The sequence below is a fragment of the Staphylococcus sp. 191 genome, assembly GCF_011174885.1.
Lineage (GTDB): Bacteria > Bacillota > Bacilli > Staphylococcales > Staphylococcaceae > Staphylococcus > Staphylococcus coagulans.
Genome location: NZ_PNRJ01000007.1, coordinates 31,184 through 52,894 on the forward strand (window position 1 = coordinate 31,184; position 21,711 = coordinate 52,894).

Annotated in this window: 20 protein-coding genes; 19 read left to right on the top strand and 1 reads right to left on the bottom strand. The window is 37.1% G+C overall.

Annotated elements, in window-relative coordinates:
- Positions 1-4: 4 nt before the first annotated feature.
- From C1H58_RS06740 to C1H58_RS06760, 5 genes are all read left to right on the top strand, one after another.
- Entirely contained in the window at positions 5-748 is a 744-nt protein-coding gene (locus tag C1H58_RS06740; RefSeq protein WP_050345754.1) for a Stp1/IreP family PP2C-type Ser/Thr phosphatase, read from the top strand.
- Complete coding sequence (pknB, locus tag C1H58_RS06745; RefSeq protein WP_165545731.1) at positions 745-2,769, top strand: Stk1 family PASTA domain-containing Ser/Thr kinase; 2,025 nt, start codon at positions 745-747, stop codon at positions 2,767-2,769. The genes C1H58_RS06740 and pknB overlap by 4 nt, the downstream gene beginning before the upstream one ends.
- Before the next feature lie 178 nt (positions 2,770-2,947).
- Entirely contained in the window at positions 2,948-3,823 is an 876-nt protein-coding gene (gene rsgA / locus C1H58_RS06750) for a ribosome small subunit-dependent GTPase A (RefSeq protein ID WP_050331242.1), read from the top strand.
- Positions 3,823-4,473 carry a ribulose-phosphate 3-epimerase gene (rpe, locus tag C1H58_RS06755; protein ID WP_060830040.1) on the top strand — a complete coding sequence of 217 codons (651 nt, stop codon included), beginning with the start codon at positions 3,823-3,825 and terminating at the stop codon, positions 4,471-4,473. Before rsgA ends, rpe begins: the two co-directional genes overlap by 1 nt.
- A 3-nt stretch (positions 4,474-4,476) precedes the next feature.
- Positions 4,477-5,115: a thiamine diphosphokinase gene (locus tag C1H58_RS06760; protein ID WP_165545732.1), complete on the top strand. Its 639-nt coding sequence runs from the start codon at positions 4,477-4,479 to the stop codon at positions 5,113-5,115.
- A gap of 66 nt (positions 5,116-5,181) precedes the next feature.
- Here the strand turns inward: C1H58_RS06760 and rpmB are convergent, their stop codons facing one another.
- On the bottom strand, positions 5,182-5,370 hold the full coding sequence (rpmB, locus tag C1H58_RS06765) for a 50S ribosomal protein L28 (protein WP_016424873.1): 189 nt from the start codon (positions 5,368-5,370) through the stop codon (positions 5,182-5,184).
- A gap of 335 nt (positions 5,371-5,705) precedes the next feature.
- Here rpmB and C1H58_RS06770 point away from each other — a divergent pair, with 335 nt between their 5' ends.
- The 14 genes from C1H58_RS06770 to C1H58_RS06835 all read left to right on the top strand — a co-directional run bounded on the left by C1H58_RS06770 (position 5,706) and on the right by C1H58_RS06835 (position 21,698).
- Positions 5,706-6,080, top strand: coding sequence for an Asp23/Gls24 family envelope stress response protein (locus C1H58_RS06770; protein WP_165545733.1), 375 nt, complete (start codon positions 5,706-5,708; stop codon positions 6,078-6,080).
- 12 nt (positions 6,081-6,092) lie between these two features.
- The gene (gene fakA / locus C1H58_RS06775; RefSeq protein WP_165545734.1) at positions 6,093-7,754 is read left to right on the top strand and encodes a fatty acid kinase catalytic subunit FakA; all 1,662 of its coding nucleotides are present in this window, start codon (positions 6,093-6,095) and stop codon (positions 7,752-7,754) included.
- A gap of 363 nt (positions 7,755-8,117) precedes the next feature.
- Positions 8,118-8,783 (top strand): L-serine ammonia-lyase, iron-sulfur-dependent subunit beta, encoded by a 666-nt coding sequence (sdaAB, locus tag C1H58_RS06780; protein ID WP_050331236.1) that lies wholly within the window; start codon positions 8,118-8,120, stop codon positions 8,781-8,783.
- Positions 8,784-8,799: 16 nt separating this feature from the next.
- Positions 8,800-9,669 carry an L-serine ammonia-lyase, iron-sulfur-dependent, subunit alpha gene (sdaAA, locus tag C1H58_RS06785; protein ID WP_050331976.1) on the top strand — a complete coding sequence of 290 codons (870 nt, stop codon included), beginning with the start codon at positions 8,800-8,802 and terminating at the stop codon, positions 9,667-9,669.
- Positions 9,670-9,671: 2 nt separating this feature from the next.
- Entirely contained in the window at positions 9,672-11,717 is a 2,046-nt protein-coding gene (gene recG / locus C1H58_RS06790) for an ATP-dependent DNA helicase RecG (RefSeq protein ID WP_165545735.1), read from the top strand.
- 143 nt (positions 11,718-11,860) lie between these two features.
- Positions 11,861-12,421 carry a transcription factor FapR gene (gene fapR, locus C1H58_RS06795; RefSeq protein WP_050331233.1) on the top strand — a complete coding sequence of 187 codons (561 nt, stop codon included), beginning with the start codon at positions 11,861-11,863 and terminating at the stop codon, positions 12,419-12,421.
- Between the two features lies 1 nt (position 12,422).
- Positions 12,423-13,400: a phosphate acyltransferase PlsX gene (gene plsX / locus C1H58_RS06800; RefSeq protein WP_165545736.1), complete on the top strand. Its 978-nt coding sequence runs from the start codon at positions 12,423-12,425 to the stop codon at positions 13,398-13,400.
- A 1-nt stretch (position 13,401) separates the two neighbouring features.
- Complete coding sequence (fabD, locus tag C1H58_RS06805) at positions 13,402-14,328, top strand: ACP S-malonyltransferase (protein ID WP_060830035.1); 927 nt, start codon at positions 13,402-13,404, stop codon at positions 14,326-14,328.
- Positions 14,321-15,058 (top strand): 3-oxoacyl-[acyl-carrier-protein] reductase, encoded by a 738-nt coding sequence (fabG, locus tag C1H58_RS06810; protein WP_165545737.1) that lies wholly within the window; start codon positions 14,321-14,323, stop codon positions 15,056-15,058. The genes fabD and fabG overlap by 8 nt, the downstream gene beginning before the upstream one ends.
- Positions 15,059-15,335: 277 nt before the next feature.
- On the top strand, positions 15,336-15,569 hold the full coding sequence (locus C1H58_RS06815; protein ID WP_016424883.1) for an acyl carrier protein: 234 nt from the start codon (positions 15,336-15,338) through the stop codon (positions 15,567-15,569).
- A 294-nt stretch (positions 15,570-15,863) separates the two neighbouring features.
- Positions 15,864-16,595 carry a ribonuclease III gene (gene rnc / locus C1H58_RS06820; protein ID WP_165545738.1) on the top strand — a complete coding sequence of 244 codons (732 nt, stop codon included), beginning with the start codon at positions 15,864-15,866 and terminating at the stop codon, positions 16,593-16,595.
- Between the two features lie 3 nt (positions 16,596-16,598).
- On the top strand, positions 16,599-20,168 hold the full coding sequence (gene smc / locus C1H58_RS06825) for a chromosome segregation protein SMC (protein ID WP_165545739.1): 3,570 nt from the start codon (positions 16,599-16,601) through the stop codon (positions 20,166-20,168).
- Positions 20,169-21,362, top strand: coding sequence for a signal recognition particle-docking protein FtsY (gene ftsY / locus C1H58_RS06830; protein WP_165545740.1), 1,194 nt, complete (start codon positions 20,169-20,171; stop codon positions 21,360-21,362).
- Between the two features lie 3 nt (positions 21,363-21,365).
- Positions 21,366-21,698, top strand: coding sequence for a putative DNA-binding protein (locus tag C1H58_RS06835; protein ID WP_050331226.1), 333 nt, complete (start codon positions 21,366-21,368; stop codon positions 21,696-21,698).
- Positions 21,699-21,711 lie beyond the last annotated feature (13 nt).

Below are 21,711 nucleotides of genomic sequence, written 5' to 3' on the forward strand. Positions count from 1 at the left end.
CATAATGTTAAATGCAGAATTTTTTTCAGTGACAGGGAATTTTCGTGAAAACAATGAAGATGCAGGTGGTGTGTTTTATAACAAAACAGATCAACAACTTTTAGTCATGTGTGATGGGATGGGCGGACATCAAGCAGGTGAGGTCGCATCTCAATTTGTCGTAGAAGGTTTACAAACACGATTTGAAGCAGAAAATTATATTGAGCCAGAACAAGCAGAACATTGGTTGAAACATACTTTACAAGTTGTGAATCGTGATCTATATGATACAGCACAACAAAATCCTGCTTATCAAGGTATGGGAACAACATGCGTCTGTGCACTTGTGTTTGACCATCATATTGTGGTCGCAAACGTAGGGGATTCCCGTGCTTATCTTACGAATGGAAGACGTATGGATCAAATTACAATCGATCATACATTTGTAAATCAATTGGTGATGCTAGGAGAAATAACTGAGGAAGAAGCTTTTCTACACCCAAGAAGACATATTATCACTAAAGTCATGGGAACAAATCGTTTTGTTACACCAGATATCTTTACGAAGCGAACACAATTTTATCAATATCTGATTTTAAATTCTGACGGTTTAACTGATTATGTCAAATCTCATAAAATACATGATGTTTTAAAACAAGAGCAAGATATTCATGCGACAGGTCAAGCGATTCTTGATCTTGCTGTCAAACATGAAGCGAAAGATAATATTTCTTTTGTTCTTGCAGAAATTGCAGGTGAGCCTGTATGATAGGGCGTTTGATAGATGATCGCTATGAATTAACCCAAATTCTTGGCGGCGGTGGTATGTCGAATGTCTACGTTGCAATGGACACCATTTTAAATCGTAAAGTGGCAGTCAAGTTGATTCATATTTTGCCGAATGAAAAACAAGCAACAGTGCAACGCTTTGAAAGAGAAGTGCAAAATACGACACGGTTATCACATAAAAATATTGTGAGCGTACTCGATGTTGGTGAAGAAGATGATTGTTTCTTTTTAGTGATGGAATATATTGAGGGACCGACTTTATCAGATTATATAAAAGCACACGGCCCCTTACAGCCACAAAAAGCACTACAATTTATGGAGCAAATTTTAAGTGGTATCCGTCATGCACATGAACAAGGGATTATCCATCGGGATATTAAACCGCAAAATATGATTATTGATCGTAATCAAACATTAAAAATTGTAGATTTTGGAATCGCCAAAGCGTTAAGTGAAACAGCGATGACACAGACGAATCATGTGGTCGGAACAGTGCAATATCTTTCGCCAGAACAAGCAAAAGGTGAGAAAACCGGAGAGCGCTCTGATATTTATTCTTTAGGTATCGTTTTGTATGAAATGTTAACTGGACAACCGCCATTTAATGGTGAAACGCCTGTTAGTATTGCGATTAAGCAGATACAAGAGACAGTCCCTAATGTAAGTGATAAAAGAAGGGATGTTCCGCAAGCATTAAGTAATGTCATTTTAAAAGCGACAGAAAAAGAGCAAAGTAATAGATATCGCTCTGTCTCAGAGATGGCGAGTGATGTCATGTCTACACTAGATCCTAGTCGTAAAAATGAACCCCTTTATGAATCGGATACATCTAAAACGAAAACAGTGCCTATTGATAAAAATGCGCTAAAGATAGAACAAGATAAACAAAATAAATCTGTAAAAGAAACAACACAAATTCCAATCGTTCAAACTGAAAAACAAGCTGAACCTAAACAGTCTAAGAAGGCCTCTTATTATGTGCCAACACAGAAACGCTCTGTCCGCAAAAAAGTGGTCTTTGGTTTTATCCTAGTCCTGTTAGTCGCAAGTTTGTTTGTTTTTATGGCCGCAGCTATGATTGGCAATAAATATAGCCAAGTCCCTGATGTACTTGGTAAATCAGAACAACAAACCGAAAAGTTATTAAAAGATAACAAGCTTAAAATTGGCCACATTTCACACGAATATAGTGACCATTATGATAAAGAACGTGTTATGGCGATTAAACCTGAAGCTGGTTCAAAAGTAGAACAAAACAGTCAGGTTGATATTATTATTTCTAAAGGCCAACATATTGAGAAAATGCCGAATCTCATTGGTATGACTAAACGTGATGCTGAAAATAAATTGAAGTCATTAGGCTTTAGTCATGTGACTTTTACAACTGCATACACACAAAACGATATTGAAAAAGGAAGCATAGAAGCACAAAGTATTACACCAGGGGAAAATGTTGTCGTTACTAAAGATGCAGTACAGATTACTGAGTCACTTGGAAAGCGACAAATCTATGTCGATGATTACACAAATCAAGATTATGATAAGGTCAAACAAGAGTTGGAAGAAAAAGGTTTAAATGTTGAAATAGAAAAAGAGCGTGCAGATCATCATGTGAAAGAAAATCATATCATTAACCACACCCCTAAAAAGACGAACGTCGATGAAGGAGACACTGTAAGATTTATCATCTCTACCGGCAAAGAAGAAGATGATGACAGTGAGGATAAAGCAGATCGTGATTCTAAAACTGTGCGGGAGAAACCTTATTCTGAAAATGTGACAATTCCATATAGTGGCAAAAACAAAAAAGCACAAAAAGTAGAAGTGTATATCCAAGATAAAAATAATGATAGTGATTCACCGGCTGAAACTTTCACTATTTCCAAAAGCATTTCTTATCCTTTAAATTTAACAATACCTAAAGATGATTCAGGTCATTATGAAATTAAAGTAGATGGGAAAACGGTTGACAGAAAAACAATTCATTACGATGATTTATAACTAATCAATACGCCATATGATTCAAATGTTGTTTGAGCATTCGAAATCATATGGCGTATTCTCATATTGTATATATTTAAATAGAGATGACGGATGCGTTCCGCACTTTATAATGTCTTTGTGTGCTTGGCTTTGATATAATAACTAAGGAATCTAAAGGAAAAAATGAGGTGTGAATTTGAAAACAGGTAGAATTATCAGATCATTAAGTGGTGTTTATCGAGTCGATGTTGAAGGTGAAATATATGATGCAAAAGCGCGAGGACTTTTTAGAAAAAAACAAATTTCACCGATTGTTGGTGATATTGTCGATATCGATATTGAAACCCATTCATCAGGCTATATTCAGCATGTACATCCTCGGAAGAATGAATTAAAACGCCCACCTGTGAGTAATATTGACTTGTTGATTGTTGTGATGAGTGCGGTGTCACCAAATTTTTCTAGTCAACTCTTAGATCGTTTTCTCGTCATCGGACATTCATATGGCCTACATCCTAACATCTTAATTACTAAAAAAGATCTTGCGTCTAAAGATGAGCAAATTAAAATTCAAGACACATTAGATTATTATGAGAAAATAGGGTATCAAACACAATTTATTGGTAAAGATGACGATGTGAAAAGTGTCTTTAAAGATTGGGCACCTGGTTTGGCTGTATTGAGCGGTCAGTCTGGTGTAGGGAAATCAACGCTTCTAAATCGCTATGCGCCAGATTTAGCGTTGGCAACGAATGAAATATCACAATCTTTAAATAGAGGTAAGCATACAACAAGACATGTTGAATTATATAAGCGTGAAAATGGGCATATCGCGGATACACCAGGATTTAGCGCTTTAGATTTTGAGCATATCGGAAAGGAAGAGCTTCGAGACTATTTTATAGACATCGCACAATTGGGTGAACTGTGTAAATTTAGAAACTGTTACCATATTAATGAACCCAAATGTCATGTCAAAGAAAAAGTAGCACAAAATGAGCTACCTGAATTCCGTTATCAGCATTATGTTCAACTTTTTAATGAAATTTCTAATCGAAAGGTAAGGTACTAATGACAAAAATATTTCCTTCTTTATTATCGGCAGACTTTCTGAACTTAAAACAGGAAATGATTGAACTTGAGCGCGCAGGGGTCGATGCGCTGCATTTTGATGTGATGGATGGTCAATTCGTTCCAAACATTTCAATTGGTTTTCCAATCCTTGAAGCTGTCCGATCTGCGACATCTTTACCGATTGACGTTCATTTAATGATTAACAATCCGGAGCAGTATATTGATACTTTTATCGATAAAGGTGCCAATAAACTTTCTGTACATTATGAAGCTACCCCGCATATCCACAGAATTGTTCAAAGAATTAAAAATAGAGGCGTTGAAGCGGGTGTTGTTATTAATCCAGGTACACCCATCAGTGCATTAGATACGCTTTTAGATGAAGTGGATTATGTTCTTATTATGTCCGTAAACCCTGGATTTGGTGGCCAAAAATTTATTCCATCATCATTAAGAAAGATAGCGCAATTAAAAGAACAAAGAAACCAACGTGAACTTGATTTTAAAATCGAAGTTGATGGCGGTGTCAATGCCGAAACAGCAACCCAAGTGATTGAAGCGGGTGCGGATTGGTTAGTGGCAGGTTCTTATTTCTTTAATCAACAAAATTATCAGCAAGCAACACAAATTTTAAAAGGTGAGGCATAAACCATGACAAAAAGCATCTGTTTGTTATGTAGTTCTCGTGATTTACCTGAACAAGTATTAGAATACCATCATAATAAGCAGTGGGCGGGTGTTGATAGAGGCACACTTCTTTTACTTCAACATCAAATCACACCTGTTTTTGCTGTAGGTGATTTTGATTCGATTTCATCTTCTGAACGTGAATGGATAAAATCACATATTACAATTGAACCTGTGCCTGCAGAAAAAGCAGATACAGATTTAGCGCTAGCGGTCCATCAAGCGGTTGCTTTAGGTTACGATGAAATTAAAATCTATGGTGCTACAGGTGGGCGACTAGATCACTTTATGGGCGCGATGGCTTTGCTCCAAAATCCAGATTTTAAAAACAAGAAAATGGTATTAATTGATAAAATCAATGAGGTTGAATATTTAACAGAGGGTCGCTACACTATCGAGAATAACGAGCGTTTTAAATATGTATCTTTTCCTTTAGGAGTAGATCAGGTGAAGTTATCTTTAAAAGGTTTTAAGTATGAATTAGATGAAGTGACTTTACAACGCGGATCCACACTGACGATTTCAAATGAATTTATAGAGGATAAGAGCGAAGTGATTGTCCATGAAGGGGCGGTTTTTCTTATGAGAAGCCGTGACGAATAAAAATTAAAGCAACAAAAAACGAGTCTTCCACATAAAGACTCGTTTTATTTTAATCTATTATGTTAATTATACGCGAGTGACTTTACCTGATTTTAAAGCACGAGCTGAAACCCAAACTTTTTTAGGTTTGCCATCAACAAGGATTCTAACTTTTTGTAAATTAGCATTCCAACGACGTTTTGAAGCGTTTAACGCGTGTGAACGGTTGTTTCCTGTTGAAGCTTTACGTCCTGTAACGAAACATTCTTTACCCATCATCGTACCTCCTTTAAGAAATACATATACACTTTGCTACTACATACTAACGTAATATACCACATTAAACATTGACATGCAATATTAAATTAGGGTATATTTTCAGATATTACTTTTTGTAGTGGTCGATTTCTGATATAATTTACTGTTGTGATTAAGCGTTGTTTGCTAAGAATGACGAACAAGGAACATCTCCATTGGCATAAGACTTATATGTATAGTAATATAAGGTTTACTAGAAATTGATTTTCTTTACATTTTGTTCATGTAAGTTTTGAAATTGAAAAATGGATGATGACATAAAGCGGACTGATTGAGAATAGGAGGCGTATGATATGGCATTAGAAATTACGAATGATTATGGTAGTATTGACATTTCAAACGAAGTGATAGCATCTATTGTAGGCGGAAAAGCTGTGGAATGTTACGGTATTGTGGGTATGGCATCTCGTCAGCAAGTGAGAGATGGTATTGCAGAAATTCTCGGACATGAAAATTATGCTAAAGGTATTGTTGTGAGAGAAAATGAAGGTATATTAGATGTTGATATGCATATCATTGTTAGCTATGGCGTTAAAATCTCAGAAGTTGCGCAAAATGTGCAATCAACAGTGAAATATACTTTAGAGCATACATTAAAACTAAAAGTAAACTCTGTGAATATTTTTGTACAGGGTGTACGTTTTAATAATGACGGGAATGACAAATAGGAGGATATTTGCATGATTACTAAGATCAACGGCAATTTATTTGCCGAAATGATTATACAAGGGGCTCAAAACTTATCGAATAATGCGGATATGGTTGATGCGTTAAATGTTTATCCAGTACCTGACGGGGACACAGGGACGAATATGAACTTATCTATGACTTCAGGGCGTGAAGAAGTTCAAAGCCATCTCACAAGTCATATTGGTGACTTAGGGAAAGCTTTTTCAAAAGGTTTGTTGATGGGCGCACGTGGTAATTCAGGTGTGATTTTATCTCAAATTTTTAGAGGTTTCTCTAAAGCATTAGAAGATGAAAAACATATCGATGCCAAGCAGTTTGCGCACAGTTTTGATGCAGGTGTTAAAACGGCGTATAAGGCAGTGATGAAACCTGTTGAAGGAACAATTTTAACTGTTGCCAAAGATGCAGCACAAGCAGCAATCGATATAGCTGAAGAAACAGAAGACTGTTTGGAAATGATGACTCGCGTTTATGAGGCAGCGCAAAAATCACTTGAAAATACACCTAATCTTTTACCTGTCTTAAAGGAAGTCGGTGTTGTTGATAGTGGTGGTAAAGGGTTAACACTTGTTTATGAAGGTTTCTTAAAAGCAATGAAAGGTGAAAAAGTAGAAGCGCACGCGCCTAAAGTGGATACAGAAACTTTCTTTAATGACGATCATGATTTTCATGGTGTAATTAATACAGAAGATATTGTTTACGGCTACTGTACTGAAATGATGGTTCGTTTTCAACCTGGAAAAGAAAAATTTGATGAAACGACTTTCCGTTCAGATATGAGTGAATTTGGTGATTCTTTACTTGTGATTAGTGACGATGAAATTGTTAAAGTTCATGTTCACACTGAGACGCCAGGTGAAGTATTCACGTTTGGTCAAAAGTACGGTGAACTGATTAAAGTTAAAGCTGAAAATATGCGTGAACAACATCGTGAGGTATTACGTAAAGAAGCATCGAATGAAAGTGCAAAACAAAAGCAAGAACCTGCTCAAAATGTTGAAACGGCAATTGTTACGATTTCTATGGGTGAAGGCATTACGGAGTTATTTAAATCCATGGGTGCAACACATGTCATTAATGGTGGTCAAACGATGAATCCGTCTACGGAGGATATCGTCAATGTGATTAATGAAAGTGGTTGTAAACGTGCAATTATCTTGCCTAATAATAAAAATATACAAATGGCAAGTCAACAAGCAGCTGAAATTGTTGACGTAGAAGCTGTTGTCATTCCAACACGTACTGTTCCTCAAGGTATCGTAGCCATGTTCCATTATGATGAAAGTGTTGAACTTGATGAAAATGAAACTGCGATGACTGCAGCTTTAGAAAATGTAAAGTCTGGTTCAATTACATATGCTGTTCGAGATACAAAAATTGACGGCATTAAAATTGAAAAAGATGCATATATGGGATTAGTGGAAGATAAAATCATTGCGAGTGATCGTGATGAACAACAAGTCATTCAAAAAACTTTGGAGACTATGTTGGATGAAGATAGTGAAATTCTAACCATTATTACTGGTGATGAAGCAAATTCAGCAACAACTGAATGGATTGAATCATTTGTTGAAACACATTATGAAGATGTTGAGATTGAAGTTCAAAATGGTCAACAACCTATTTATCCTTATTTGTTTGCTGTCGAATAAACCATGGATTCAGTAGCTTAGTGAGAGGTCATTTTATGCATGACTTAGAGTGGTGATAACTATGGTGAAGAGGCGCAATGAAATAGATGGATTACTTTCATATACGATCACGCCTCATAGGGGTGAAATAGTCATTTCTTGCTTAATGTGAGATGACTGTTTTACTCCTATTTTTAATGAGAAATAACATCAACTAGGGGTGTTAAAGAATGATATTGAGTGTTTACATGTAATTAAGAAGATGTTTTAAATATTTATGAAACTTTCTATTTTATATGTTTACAATGTCAAATTTTTAATCAATATGGAAGATTGTTATAATAAAGTTACACTTTATGTGGTCTAAAACGGGGGGAGCAAAAAATGAAATATAAAAGCGTATTTGATATTATAGGGCCAACAATGGTGGGTCCTTCATCATCACATACAGCAGGTGCAGTCAGAATCGGATTGGTTGCTAGAGATTTGTTTGGAAAACAACCGAGTCGTGCCGATATATATTTATATGGTTCATTTATGGAAACGTACAAAGGACACGGTACAGACGTAGCATTGGTCGGCGGTTTGTTAGGTTACGATACAGATGATGATCGAATTGAATCTAGTTTGGAAACTGCAGAATCACAAGGAATGCGGGTACATTTTATAGAAATGACTGAGGAACGCTCGCACCCGAATACGGCAATTATAGATATGACGGATGACGATAAAAATATATCAGTTGAAGGTGTTTCAATCGGTGGTGGCAAAATAGAAATTGTGGCGATTAATGGTTTTCCACTTGCGATTAGTGGTAATTATCCAACCTTACTCGTCTTCCACCAAGACACATTCGGTACGATTGGTAAAGTAGCTAATATTTTAGGTGATTACAGCATTAATGTTGGGAGTATGCAAGTCGCGCGTAAAGAAAAAGGCGACGAAGCATTAATGACCTGTGAATTAGATGATGATATTAGTGAAGATGTGTTAGCGTTGATTAGAAAAGTACCTGGTGTTGTGACAGTATCGTTAATGGGGGATGCGTAAAATGGAAAGCATTAAAATGTTTAAAAGTGTGAAAGAATTAATAGCGAAATGTGAAGCTGAGAATAAAGCGATATATGAAGTGATGCTCGAACAAGAGATGGCTGTTACAGGTTTGTCTGCTGAAGCAGTCTATACACAGATGAATCACAACTTGGAAACAATGGAAAAAGCATTAGAAGAAGGACTCGCTGGCGTAACATCTAAAACAGGCCTAACAGGTGGCGATGCTGTTTTAATGAAAGCGTATATTGAAAAAGGTCAAACGCTTGCTGGAGATCTCGTTTTAGATGCTGTGAGTAAAGCAGTGGCAACAAATGAAGTCAATGCAGCAATGGGGAAAATTTGTGCGACACCGACTGCTGGCTCAGCAGGTGTTGTACCTGGTGTTTTATTTTCGCTTAAAAATCGATTACAATTAACTCGACAAGATATGCTGAATTTTTTACTTACATCAGGCGCATTTGGTTTCGTGGTAGCCAATAACGCTTCTATCTCAGGGGCGGCAGGCGGATGCCAAGCTGAAGTAGGTTCAGCAAGTGCTATGGCAGCGGCTGCTATTGTAGAAGCGGCAGGTGGTACGCCGCAACAATCAGCAGAAGGATTTGCAATCTGTCTTAAAAATATGCTCGGCTTAGTTTGTGACCCAGTCGCAGGTTTAGTGGAGGTCCCTTGTGTTAAAAGAAATGCTGCAGGTGCGTCAAATGCGATTGTTTCTGCTGATATGGCTTTAGCAGGAATTGAATCACGTATTCCTACTGACGAAGTGATTGATGCGATGTACAAAATTGGACAAACGATGCCTTCTGCTCTGCGTGAAACGGGTCGTGGTGGCTTGGCAGGTACACCGACCGGTCAACGATTAAAACAACAAATTTTTGGTGATTAAATATGACAAACATCAATCTTATCAATAATCCTTATAGTTTAAAGGAAATTAAAGGCTTAGGTCCAAAGCGACTCGCCATTTTAAATGAAATGAATATTTATACCATTCAAGATCTTGTGCTTTATTTGCCAACGCGTTATGAAGATAATACGTTGGTAGATATCACAACTGCGGAAGATGAAGCCAATGTGACAGTTCGAGGAGAAGTTTATTCGACTCCAACTGTCGCTTTTTTTGGACGTAACCGTTCTAAGCTAACTGTGCATGTAATGGTAAATGGCGTTGCAGTGAAAGCGATATATTTTAATCAGCCATATTTGAAGAATAAAATCCAATTACATGAAACAGTTATTATAAAAGGGAAGTGGTCACGACGAAAGCAAGAAATAAATGGAAATAAAATGTTTTTTAGCGCAGATTCTATTTCCGATGCACAGTACACACCCGTCTATCGTGTAAAGGAGGGAATCAAACAAAAACAACTTAGAGATATGATTCGAGAAACATTAAATCATATTACGATTGAAGAATGGTTACCTGAAGCGTTGCGTACTAAATATAAATTAGAAACATTGAGTGATACATTACACGCTTTACATGAAGCAAAAGACCAGCAGTCTCTCATTAAAGCAAGACGAACGTTTGCATTTACAGAATTTTTTATGTTTGAATTACGGATGCAATGGTTGAACAGAATTGAAAAATCAACTGATGATGCGATTGAAGTGGATTATGATTTACAACAAGTCAAAGCTTTTATACAAACGTTACCATTTGAATTAACAGAAGGTCAAAAGCAGAGTGTGAATGAAATATTTAGAGATTTGAAAGCACCGATACGGATGCATCGTCTGCTACAAGGGGATGTTGGGTCAGGTAAAACGGTTGTAGCGGCGATTTGTATGTATGCGATGAAGACTGCGGGTTTTCAATCTGCTTTAATGGTACCGACAGAAATTCTTGCAGAACAACATGCTGATAGCCTTGCACAACTATTTGGGGCGCATATGAATGTGGCGCTTCTGACAGGTTCGGTCAAAGGGAAAAGACGAAAATTGCTTTTAGAACAGCTGGAAAATGGAGAGATTGATTGTGTAGTAGGAACACATGCATTAATTCAAGATGACGTTAATTTTAAGGATGTGGGTTTAGTTATTACAGACGAACAACACCGCTTTGGCGTTCAACAAAGACAGAAGCTGCGTGAAAAAGGGGCTTTGTCCAATGTATTGTTTATGACAGCGACCCCTATACCTAGAACGTTGGCGATTTCAGTTTTTGGCGAAATGGATGTTTCATCAATAAAGAGTTTACCTAAAGGACGCAAACCTATACAAACACATTGGATCAAACATGAAAGATATGATCTAGCCATTGAAAAAATGAATAATGAGTTGAAAAAAGGACGCCAGGCTTATGTTATTTCACCTTTAATAGAAAGCTCTGAGCATTTGGAAGATGTGCAAAACGCAATTGCTTTATATGAAAATCTGCAAGTTGCCTTTCCTGATCAACGGATTGGACTATTACATGGAAGAATGACTTCTGATGAGAAAGATCAAGTGATGCATCAGTTTAGTGCTCATGAACTTGATGTGCTCGTTGCAACAACTGTTGTCGAAGTAGGGGTCAATGTGCCTAACGCAACATTTATGATGATATATGATGCAGACCGCTTCGGATTATCCACCTTACACCAACTCCGTGGACGAGTCGGCCGAAGTGATCATCAAAGTTATTGTGTGCTGATTGCTTCACCTAAAACTGAGACCGGTATCGAGCGTATGCAAATTATGACGCAGACCACGGATGGATTCGAACTGAGTGAGAGAGATTTAGAAATGCGTGGACCAGGAGATTTTTTTGGTGTGAAACAAAGTGGCTTGCCTGACTTTTTGGTCGGAAATCTTGTTGAAGATTATCGAATGCTAGAAGTCGCTAGGGATGAAGCAGCACAACTCATTCAATCGGGTGACTTTTTCACGCCAGCATACGAACGTTTGCGTACATTTATTGAAGATAAAATACTCTATCAAAGTTTTGATTAATCATGACACTTAAAAATAAAAGAGAAAATCGCTGTGTCATCGCACTATACAAGCATATTAAATTGTTTTGAAACTAAGGTTGAACGTGTTAAAATAATGTGGAGTCAATTGAGACTTGGTACTAAATTTTGGGTGGCGATGATGTGAAAAAGACTAAGGATGAGAGACGCACGCTAATTGAAACAACCATCCAACAAAATCCGTTTATTACGGATCAAGCATTAAGCGAGATGTTTGAAGTGAGTATACAAACGATTCGTCTTGATCGTAATCAACTTAAGATACCTGAACTACGTGAACGTGTGAAAAGTGTCGCAAAAGATCAATACCAAAATATTAGTGCTTTGGAGGATCAAGATATTATAGGTGATATCGTTTCACTTGAACCGAATCATTATGGTAAATCTATTTTGACAATCACAAAGAAGGACGTTTTTTCTAGAAATGAAATAGCGCGTGGACATGTTTTGTTTGCACAAGCGAATTCGTTATGCGTCGCAATGGTTAAACATATCGCTGTATTAACAAAAGAAAGTCATATTCACTTTGTAAAGCCTGTTCATTTAGGTGATGTTGTCATGGCAACAGCAGAGGTTGAATTTCATGATGACAAGTATTATGAAATGAGTGTCACTTCTTATGTTGAAAAAGAAAGAGTCTTTGAAGGAATATTTAAAATGTATTACATAAGTGAGGATGAATAAGATGGTAAAATTAGCTGTAGATATGATGGGTGGCGACGATGCACCGAATATCGTTCTCGAAGGTGTTGAAAAAGCAGTTAATGAATTTGAGGACTTGGAAATCATTTTATTTGGAGATGAAAAGCAGTGTCATATTCAGCACCCTAGAGTAGAAGTCAGACATACGACTGAAGAAATTACGATGGAAGATGAACCAGTTCGCGCGATTAAGCGTAAGAAAGATAGTTCAATGGTGCGTATGGCAGAGGCGGTAAAAAATGGTGAGGCAGATGCATGTGTATCAGCTGGGAATACGGGTGCACTTATGTCATCAGGTCTATTCATCGTAGGTCGTTTGCCGGGTGTTGCACGTCCAGCACTAGTGGTGACGTTACCAACAGTAAGTGGTAAAGGTGTTGTACTCCTAGATGTGGGCGCAAATGCAGATGCGAAAGCTGAGCATTTATATCAAAATGCTGTGCTCGGACATATTTATGCACAAAAGCTAAGAGGTATTGAAACGCCTAAAGTTGCGTTGTTAAATATCGGTACCGAAGCTAAAAAAGGAAATAGCTTAACAAAAGAAGCTTTTAATTTAATGTCAAAAACTGAACAGTTTCATTTTGTCGGTAATATTGAAGCGAAGTCAATCATGGAAGACGAAGCAGATGTTATTGTGACAGACGGTTATACAGGTAATATGATTTTGAAAAATTTAGAAGGTATTGCCAAATCGTTTGGTAAAATCATTAAAAATGATTTATTACATAATATGAAAAATAAACTGGCAGCTTTAATTATGAGAAAAGATATTAAGCATATCGCGAAACAATTAGATTACACTGAGTATGGCGGCTCGGTGTTACTTGGGCTTGACGGAATTGTAGTAAAAGCACATGGAAGTTCAAATGCCAAAGCATTTTATTCAGCGATTCGCCAAGCAAAAATTGCAGCGGATACGCGAATTGTTGAAAACATGAGAGAAAAGGTGGCTGAATAAAGTGGGTAAAACTGTTTTAATGTTTCCGGGACAAGGTGCCCAAAAAGTCGGAATGGCACAAGATTTGTATCAACAAGATCAAGCTGCCACACATATTCTTAATCAAGCACAATCACAAATGCCTTTTGATTTATTAGAAACGATGTTTGAGGATCCAGAGGCGATTTTAGGTCAAACTGAAAATACCCAACCTGCGCTACTCACACACAGTATGGCGCTATATGCGGCTATGGGACAACCTAAAAGTGACTTTACTTTAGGCCATAGTCTTGGTGAATATGCGAGTTTAGTAATGAGTGGTGTTTTAAAATTTGAAGATGCCGTTCAAATCGTTCGCAAACGTGGGGAACTCATGGCACAAGCTTTTCCTAAAGGTGTCGGAAGTATGGCAGCGGTATTAGGTTTGTCTTTGGAGGAAGTCAAAACGATTTGTGATCAAATTTCAACGGAACAGTACGTCGTTGAACCTGCGAATATCAATTGTCCTGGTCAAATTGTTGTTTCAGGTCATAAGGAAGCCATCGATCGCTTTGTAGCTGAAGGTAAAAGTTTAGGTGCCAAACGTGTTTTACCGTTAGACGTGTCAGGGCCATTTCATTCGTCGATGATGCAAGTCATTGAATCAGAATTTACAACTTATATTAATCAGTTTGAATGGCATTCAGCGACAACACCAGTCGTTCAAAATGTGAATGCATCATCTGAAGTAGATGCGACACAAATCAAACAAAATATGATTAAACAGTTGTATGCTCCTGTTCAATTTATTGATTCTGTAGAATGGTTAATCGAACAAGGTGCAGACCACTTTATAGAAGTAGGGCCAGGCAAAGTTCTATCCGGTTTAGTTAAAAAGATCAACAGAAATGTAAAAATAACTTCGATCCAAACACTCGAAGATGTAAAGGAATGGAAAGCAGATGAGTAAAGTAGCATTAGTCACAGGCGCTTCTCGCGGTATCGGTCGTAGTATTGCTTTGCAATTAGCAGAAGAAGGTTATCATGTTGTTGTTAACTATGCAGGCAATCAAGAAAAAGCAGAAGAAGTTGTTGAACAAATTAAACAAAAAGGCGTTGATGCAGTAGCCATTCAAGCTAATGTTTCAAACGGCGATGAAGTGAAAGCGATGATTAAAGAAGTCGTTAAAACATTTGGTTCAATCGATGTACTTGTAAACAACGCAGGGATTACAAGAGATAATTTATTGATGAGAATGAAAGAGCGCGAATGGGACGAAGTCATTGATACAAACTTAAAAGGTGTCTTTAATTGTATTCAAAAAGTGACGCCACAAATGTTAAAACAACGTCATGGTCGCATTATCAACTTAACAAGTATCGTCGGTGCGGTAGGTAATCCTGGACAAATTAATTATGTCGCGTCTAAAGCGGGAGTCATTGGTATGACAAAAACAGCGGCAAGAGAACTTGCATCACGTAACATTACGATTAATGCAGTAGCCCCTGGTTTTATCGTTTCTGATATGACAGATGCATTAAATGATGAGTTGAAAGAAACGATGAAATCACAAATTCCACTAGGTCGCTTTGGACAAGATACAGATATTGCGCATACAGTTGCATTTCTTGCTTCTGATAAAGCGGAATATATCACAGGACAAACGTTACATGTAAATGGTGGCATGCATATGGAATAAAGTTTGAGACATGACTTTGTTTCAGACTAAAAAAGTGCGAAATGATTGTGACAAATAAATGTGAAATAAATATTTTAATGTGTATTAATCAAATATCGATTTCATATGATTTGAATCATGGTATAATAGTTCTCGTAAACGGATGAGTCTTCTCGGAAATGGGTTGTATTTAGGCCAATAAAATGGCAAAATATAACAGTCGAGTGTTTCAATTCGATACGAAGAATCATGCAAAGTGTTGAACTACAGCACAAGCTTTTAAAGGAGGTGAAGGGCTGTGGAAAACTTCGATAAAGTAAAAGACATCATTGTTGATCGTTTAGGCGTAGACGCTGATAAAGTAACTGAAGGTGCATCTTTCAAAGAAGATTTAGGTGCAGATTCACTTGATATTGCTGAATTAGTGATGGAATTAGAGGATGAATTTGGTACTGAAATTCCAGATGAAGAAGCGGAAAAAATCAACACAGTTGGAGACGCTGTTAATTACATTAATACACTTGAAAAATAATTGTTTTCATCTGAGTCGATGTTTCGGCTCAGATTTTTTACTAATCTGATAGGTTTCAAGTGTAACATCACGTATAATAGAAGAGCAATTGTGATTGAAGTGTCAATTGAACGATGAGTCCCACTTTTAGTGAACAACATGACAACGTGTGATGTGCTCACTAAAAGTTTGGGAGCGTGTTCATATTCATATATCACCTCTTGGTACACTTGTGGTGAATGTTGTGTCGAACGGAGAAGACTGTGAAGACGTCATCATGTACTTCATAAACACTTAATACAAGGAGGTCAACTCATGGCGAAGGTGAGAAAGGAAGAACTAGTATTACAATTTGAAAAAAACTTTAAAAATAAAATGAAAGAACTTCAATTAACATATCATGATATTTCGATATATCAACAGGCATTTTCTCATTCAAGTTTTATAAACGATTACAATATGGAACGAATCGAGCATAATGAGCGATTGGAATTTTTAGGGGATGCTGTATTAGAACTAACCGTCTCGCGTTATTTGTTTGATGAATATCCGCAATTGCCGGAAGGGGATTTAACAAAGATGAGGGCAACAATGGTTTGTGAACCTTCACTCGTCATTTTTGCACAGCAAATTGACCTGATGCCATTGATTTTGTTAGGAAAAGGCGAAGAAAAAACGGGTGGCCGAACTCGCCCTTCATTAGTGGCTGATGTGTTTGAAGCATTTGTCGGTGCAATATATTTGGATCAAGGGTTAGAGACAGTTTGGAAATTTGCAGAAGCTGTTATTTTTCCTCATGTGAAAGACCAGCAACATTTAGGTGTGATTGATTTCAAAACGAAATTGCAAGAGTATGTACATCAGAATTATCTTGGTGTGATTACGTATCGTATCGCTAAAGAGGATGGGCCTGCACATAATAAAACTTTTACCTCTGAAATTATAATCAATGGGAAGCCTGTATCTCAAGGTGAAGGACGTACTAAAAAAGAATCTGAACAAAAAGCAGCTGAACAGGCATATTTGCAAATGACACATAAGGAGTAGACAATGGTGTATTTAAAGTCAATTGATGCATATGGATTTAAATCATTTGCTGAGTCAACGCAGATTGAATTTGATGAAGGTGTAACTGCAATTGTAGGACCCAATGGGAGTGGTAAAAGTAATATTACCGATGCAATTAAATGGGTGCTCGGTGAACAATCTGCACGTGTATTGCGTGGGAGTAAGATGGAGGATATTATTTTCTCCGGGTCAAAACATCGTCATGCACAGAATTTTGCAGAGGTTCAGTTGAAATTAGATAACAGCAAAGGCATTTTGAATATCGATGCCGCAGAAGTTGTTGTAACAAGACGACTTTACCGTAACGGAGATAGCGCTTTTTATCTTAATAATGAAAGACAGCGCCTCAAAGATATTAGAGAGTTATTTTTAGATTCAGGTTTGGGAAAAGAAGCATTTAGCATTATTTCTCAAGGTAAAGTGGATGAGGTTTTGAATGCCAAACCGATTGATCGACGTCAAATTATCGAAGAGTCAGCAGGAGTTCTAAAATATAAAAAGAGAAAAGAAGCGTCACTAGAAAAACTCGATGATACAGAAAGCAATCTGACACGTGTTGAGGATATTTTGTATGATTTAGAGGGTAGAGTAGAGCCTTTAAAAGAAGAAGCGGCAATCGCAAAAGAATATTTGCAACTCAGTCAAACATTAGAACAAAGTGATATTAGAGTCACTGTTCATGATATTCGGTCTTATCAAAAACAAATCGAAGCGCATGATACGACCTTAAATGAATTGAAAAGTATCCAAGCTAAAATCGCCCAGAAAAAGTCTAAAATTACGCATATGATTCAAACGGCTAAAGGGAAACGTTATGAAATCGATCAACAACTCGAAAAGGTCAACCAAAAATTGATTGAATCTACTGAGCAAGTTGAAAAATTGTCGGGCCAATATCAATTGATTGAAGAAAGACAAAAGAATCAGTCCCAAGCCAATGCACGCATTGAAGAAGAACAAGCTGCGTTAGAACGTCAACAGGCACAACTTGAAAAAGATATGCAAGCGGTAGAAAAAACGATTTCAGATTTGAAAGAAAAACGTAAAACGCTTAACCATCATATCCAAAAGTTAGAGGACCAGTTATATCAATCGGATGCGTCCATTGAAGAAACGCTAGAGCAAAGTAAAGATACTTACTATCAATTAATGACAGAACAAGCGGACGTCAATAATGATATTCGCTTTCTAACACGTACGATTGATGAACATAAAGTGAAGCAATCTCGCTTAGATTCACGTTTGACTGAAGCTTATAATCAGCTAACAGAGGCACAACATCAAATTGAATCCACGAGTCAGCAACGTCATGACAAGCAACAACAAATGCAAGCGGTGCAACAACAAAGTGAACAACTTGAAAATGAATTAGCTCAAATCCAACAAAATCAAAAAGATGATGAATCAAAGCTGTATCAGGCTTATCGATATAATGATAAGCTGAAATCACGAATTGAAAGTATGAAAATACGTGAAGAAGATTTTAGCCATTTTTACCAAGGAGTTAAAGCAGTTTTACAAGCTAAAGATCAATTGACTGGCATTCATGGTGCTGTTGCCCAACAAATCAATGTTTCTAGCGAACATACGACTGCCATTGAAACAGCTTTGGGCGCGACGACGCAACATGTCATTGTTACTGATGAACGTGCCGCACGCGAGGCCATCAATTATTTAAAAACAAAAAGACTAGGTCGTGCTACATTTTTACCGTTATCTGTCATTAAAGGGAAAAAGCTAGATTTATCACTCGTGCGTGTTGCGGAACGGCAAGCAGGATTTATTACCATTGCCAGTGATGCAGTACAAGTCGACGCGCAGTATAGACATATCATCGACAATTTATTAGGTCGAACATTGATTGTAGATACGTTAAAACATGCGAATGAAATTGCACGGGCAATTCAATATAAAACGCGTATCGTAACATTAGAAGGTGAAATTGTTAATCCTGGTGGCTCTATGACAGGTGGTGGGACACAGCAACGCCAAACGATATTAGGACAAAAGGATGAGCTGAATCGTTTGCAAGAACAACTCAAACAATATGTCGCACAAACACAGGCGCTCGAACAAGCTTGTCAAAAAAGAAAAAAAGAGCAAGATGATTTGAGTCAACGTTATGTAGAGGGACAACAACAATACAATCAGTTGAAACACGAACTACATGATTTAGCATTAGCACTTGATCGTTATACTGAAATAGAGCAGCGTTTGAAAAATGAGCATGAAGAATTTGAATTTGAAAAAAATGACGGCTATCAGGCAGATAAAAGTGAAGCGACATTAGTTGCTAAGCAAAAGCGGAAAGATGAGATTAAAAAAGAACTCAATGCTTTAGATGCACAAATTAAAGCAATGACTGAAAAAAATAAAGAAGGTAAAGTACAGACGACACAACTTCAACAACAATTGCATCAATATCAATCAGACTTAGCCGTTATTAAAGAACGTTTAACGACGCAACAACAGCATCTCAAACGTTATGATAAAGAACAACATGACATCAACGCGCATCAGCAAAAATTACTAGATCAATTAGCAGTCATCAACTCTGATGAGGTGAATGACAGTTCGGTTTTAGAAAATATTCAGGTGCAAATCACGCAAAAACAACAAGAAAAGGAAACAGATTTAAATCAACAAAATGAGCTAAGACATGCACGTCAAGATACAGAAGATTTAATAGAATCGAATGAAAAGGCATTAGAAGACACACATCAAAATTTACTGGATATCGAGAGTCAATATCAAGATATTAAATCTGCCCAATCACGACTAGATGTACTCATTGATCATGCGTTAAAACATTTAGACGAAAAATATCACATGACCTATGAACATGCAGCCGCAACGTATCCAAGTCAACCTGAAGAGATTGAGGCATTACGTCAGAAAGTGAAATTAACACAAATGTCAATTGATGAGCTGGGGCCAGTCAATCTGAACGCTATTGAACAATATGAAGAAGTCGAAGCACGTTACACTTTCCTTTCTGAGCAAAGAACCGATTTACGTGAAGCGAAATCAACGTTAGAGCAAATTATTCAAGAAATGGATATCGAGGTGTCTGATCGTTTTAGTACAACATTTCATGCGATTCAAGATCATTTTGCTGAAGTGTTTAAGTCGTTGTTTGGCGGAGGACAAGCAGAACTAACTTTAACTGAAAAAGATTATTTAACTGCTGGCGTCGAAATTAAAGTCCAACCGCCAGGCAAAAAATTACAGCACCTCTCGCTTTTAAGTGGCGGCGAAAGAGCCCTAAGTGCTATTGCTTTATTATTTGCAATCTTAAAAGTTAGATCAGCGCCGTTTGTTATTCTTGATGAAGTCGAGGCGGCATTAGACGAAGCCAATGTGATGCGCTATGCATCATATTTAAGAACGTTATCAATGGAAACACAGTTTATCGTCATTACCCATCGTAAAGGTACAATGGAAATGTGTGACCGTCTCTATGGTGTGACGATGCAAGAAATGGGTGTTTCCCGTTTAGTCAGTGTGAATTTGAATACTATAGATGAAGTGATAAAGGAGGACTCAAAATAAATGAGCTTTTTTAAACGTTTAAAAGATAAGTTTGCCAAATCCGAGCGAGAACAAGATGAACTGTTACAACATGATGAGACAGGGCAAGATGAAGATGATCATAAAAAGTTAAATGAAGCAGACACTTCATTAAAGTCTCAAGACAACAGGCCGTCTATGGATGATGAGTTCGATGATGGGTTAATATCTATTGAAGAGTTTGAAGAGTTAGAATCTCAAAAAATTGGTGCGAAATTCCGTGAAGGTTTAGAAAAATCACGTGAAAACTTCCAAAATCAATTAAATAACCTATTAGCGCATTATCGAAAAGTGGATGAAGATTTCTTTGAAGCATTGGAAGAAATGTTAATTCAAGCCGATGTTGGATTTAATACTGTAATGGAGTTAGTTGATGAATTACGTTTAGAAGCTAAGCGACGCAATATTACAGAAACTGAAGATTTACGCGAAGCTATTGTAGAAAAGATTGTTGAAATATACCAACAAGATGACGATCAATCAGAAGTCATGAATATTGAAGATGGACGTTTAAACGTTATTTTAATGGTCGGTGTCAATGGCGTAGGGAAAACGACAACGATTGGTAAGTTAGCGCATCGCTATCAATTGCAAGGTAAAAAAGTCATGCTTGCAGCAGGTGATACTTTCCGAGCAGGTGCCATTCAACAGCTTGAAGTATGGGGTGAACGCGTTGGTGTTGACGTCGTTCGTCAAGGAGAAGGATCTGATCCTGCTGCTGTCATGTATGATGCAATTAATGCCGCTAAAAACAAAGGTGTCGATATTTTAATTTGTGATACAGCAGGACGACTTCAAAATAAACAAAATTTAATGAATGAACTTGAAAAAGTTAAGCGTGTTATTTCGCGTTCAATTCCTGAAGCGCCACATGAAGTTTTACTTTGCTTAGATGCAACGACAGGTCAAAATGCTTTAGCACAAGCGAAGGCGTTTAAAGAAGTTACAAATGTGACTGGTATCGTTTTAACGAAATTAGATGGTACAGCTAAAGGGGGTATTGTGTTAGCGATACGAAATGAATTGCATATACCAGTTAAATATGTAGGACTTGGTGAAAAAATGGATGATTTACAGCCGTTCAATGCTGAAAGTTACGTTTATGGGTTGTTTGCTGACATGATCGAACAAAATGTGCCAGAATCTAATGATGATGATTCTGAGAATGAGGCATAGGCTATGCATGAAAATGACTTGATCAAAACAATTCGTATGAATTACTTATTTGATTTTTATCAATCACTCTTAACAGAAAAGCAGCGAAATTATTTACGACTCTTTTATTTAGAAGATTATGCATTAAGTGAAATTGCAGAGACATTTGAAGTGAGTCGTCAAGCAGTGTATGATAACATAAGAAGAACTGGCGATTTGGTAGAAGACTATGAAGCAAAATTGGGTTTATACCGTCGCTTTAAACGAAGACAAGAAATTTATCAATTAATGCATCAAAATATTAATGAACCAGAACGTATTCAATCATATATTAAAGAACTTGAAGAACTAGAATAAGGAGGGTCACTTT

Excerpts from the sequence above, each read along its gene's own strand:
- C1H58_RS06740 (WP_050345754.1), top strand. The coding sequence starts at position 5 with ATGTTAAATGCAGAATTTTTTTCAGTGACAGGGAATTTTCGTGAAAAC.
- pknB (WP_165545731.1), top strand. The coding sequence starts at position 745 with ATGATAGGGCGTTTGATAGATGATCGCTATGAATTAACCCAAATTCTT.
- rpe (WP_060830040.1), top strand. The coding sequence starts at position 3,823 with ATGACAAAAATATTTCCTTCTTTATTATCGGCAGACTTTCTGAACTTA.
- C1H58_RS06760 (WP_165545732.1), top strand. The coding sequence starts at position 4,477 with ATGACAAAAAGCATCTGTTTGTTATGTAGTTCTCGTGATTTACCTGAA.
- rpmB (WP_016424873.1), bottom strand. The coding sequence starts at position 5,370 with ATGGGTAAAGAATGTTTCGTTACAGGACGTAAAGCTTCAACAGGAAAC.
- C1H58_RS06770 (WP_165545733.1), top strand. The coding sequence starts at position 5,706 with ATGGCATTAGAAATTACGAATGATTATGGTAGTATTGACATTTCAAAC.
- fakA (WP_165545734.1), top strand. The coding sequence starts at position 6,093 with ATGATTACTAAGATCAACGGCAATTTATTTGCCGAAATGATTATACAA.
- sdaAB (WP_050331236.1), top strand. The coding sequence starts at position 8,118 with ATGAAATATAAAAGCGTATTTGATATTATAGGGCCAACAATGGTGGGT.
- sdaAA (WP_050331976.1), top strand. The coding sequence starts at position 8,800 with ATGTTTAAAAGTGTGAAAGAATTAATAGCGAAATGTGAAGCTGAGAAT.
- recG (WP_165545735.1), top strand. The coding sequence starts at position 9,672 with ATGACAAACATCAATCTTATCAATAATCCTTATAGTTTAAAGGAAATT.
- plsX (WP_165545736.1), top strand. The coding sequence starts at position 12,423 with ATGGTAAAATTAGCTGTAGATATGATGGGTGGCGACGATGCACCGAAT.
- fabG (WP_165545737.1), top strand. The coding sequence starts at position 14,321 with ATGAGTAAAGTAGCATTAGTCACAGGCGCTTCTCGCGGTATCGGTCGT.
- rnc (WP_165545738.1), top strand. The coding sequence starts at position 15,864 with ATGGCGAAGGTGAGAAAGGAAGAACTAGTATTACAATTTGAAAAAAAC.
- smc (WP_165545739.1), top strand. The coding sequence starts at position 16,599 with ATGGTGTATTTAAAGTCAATTGATGCATATGGATTTAAATCATTTGCT.
- ftsY (WP_165545740.1), top strand. The coding sequence starts at position 20,169 with ATGAGCTTTTTTAAACGTTTAAAAGATAAGTTTGCCAAATCCGAGCGA.
- C1H58_RS06835 (WP_050331226.1), top strand. The coding sequence starts at position 21,366 with ATGCATGAAAATGACTTGATCAAAACAATTCGTATGAATTACTTATTT.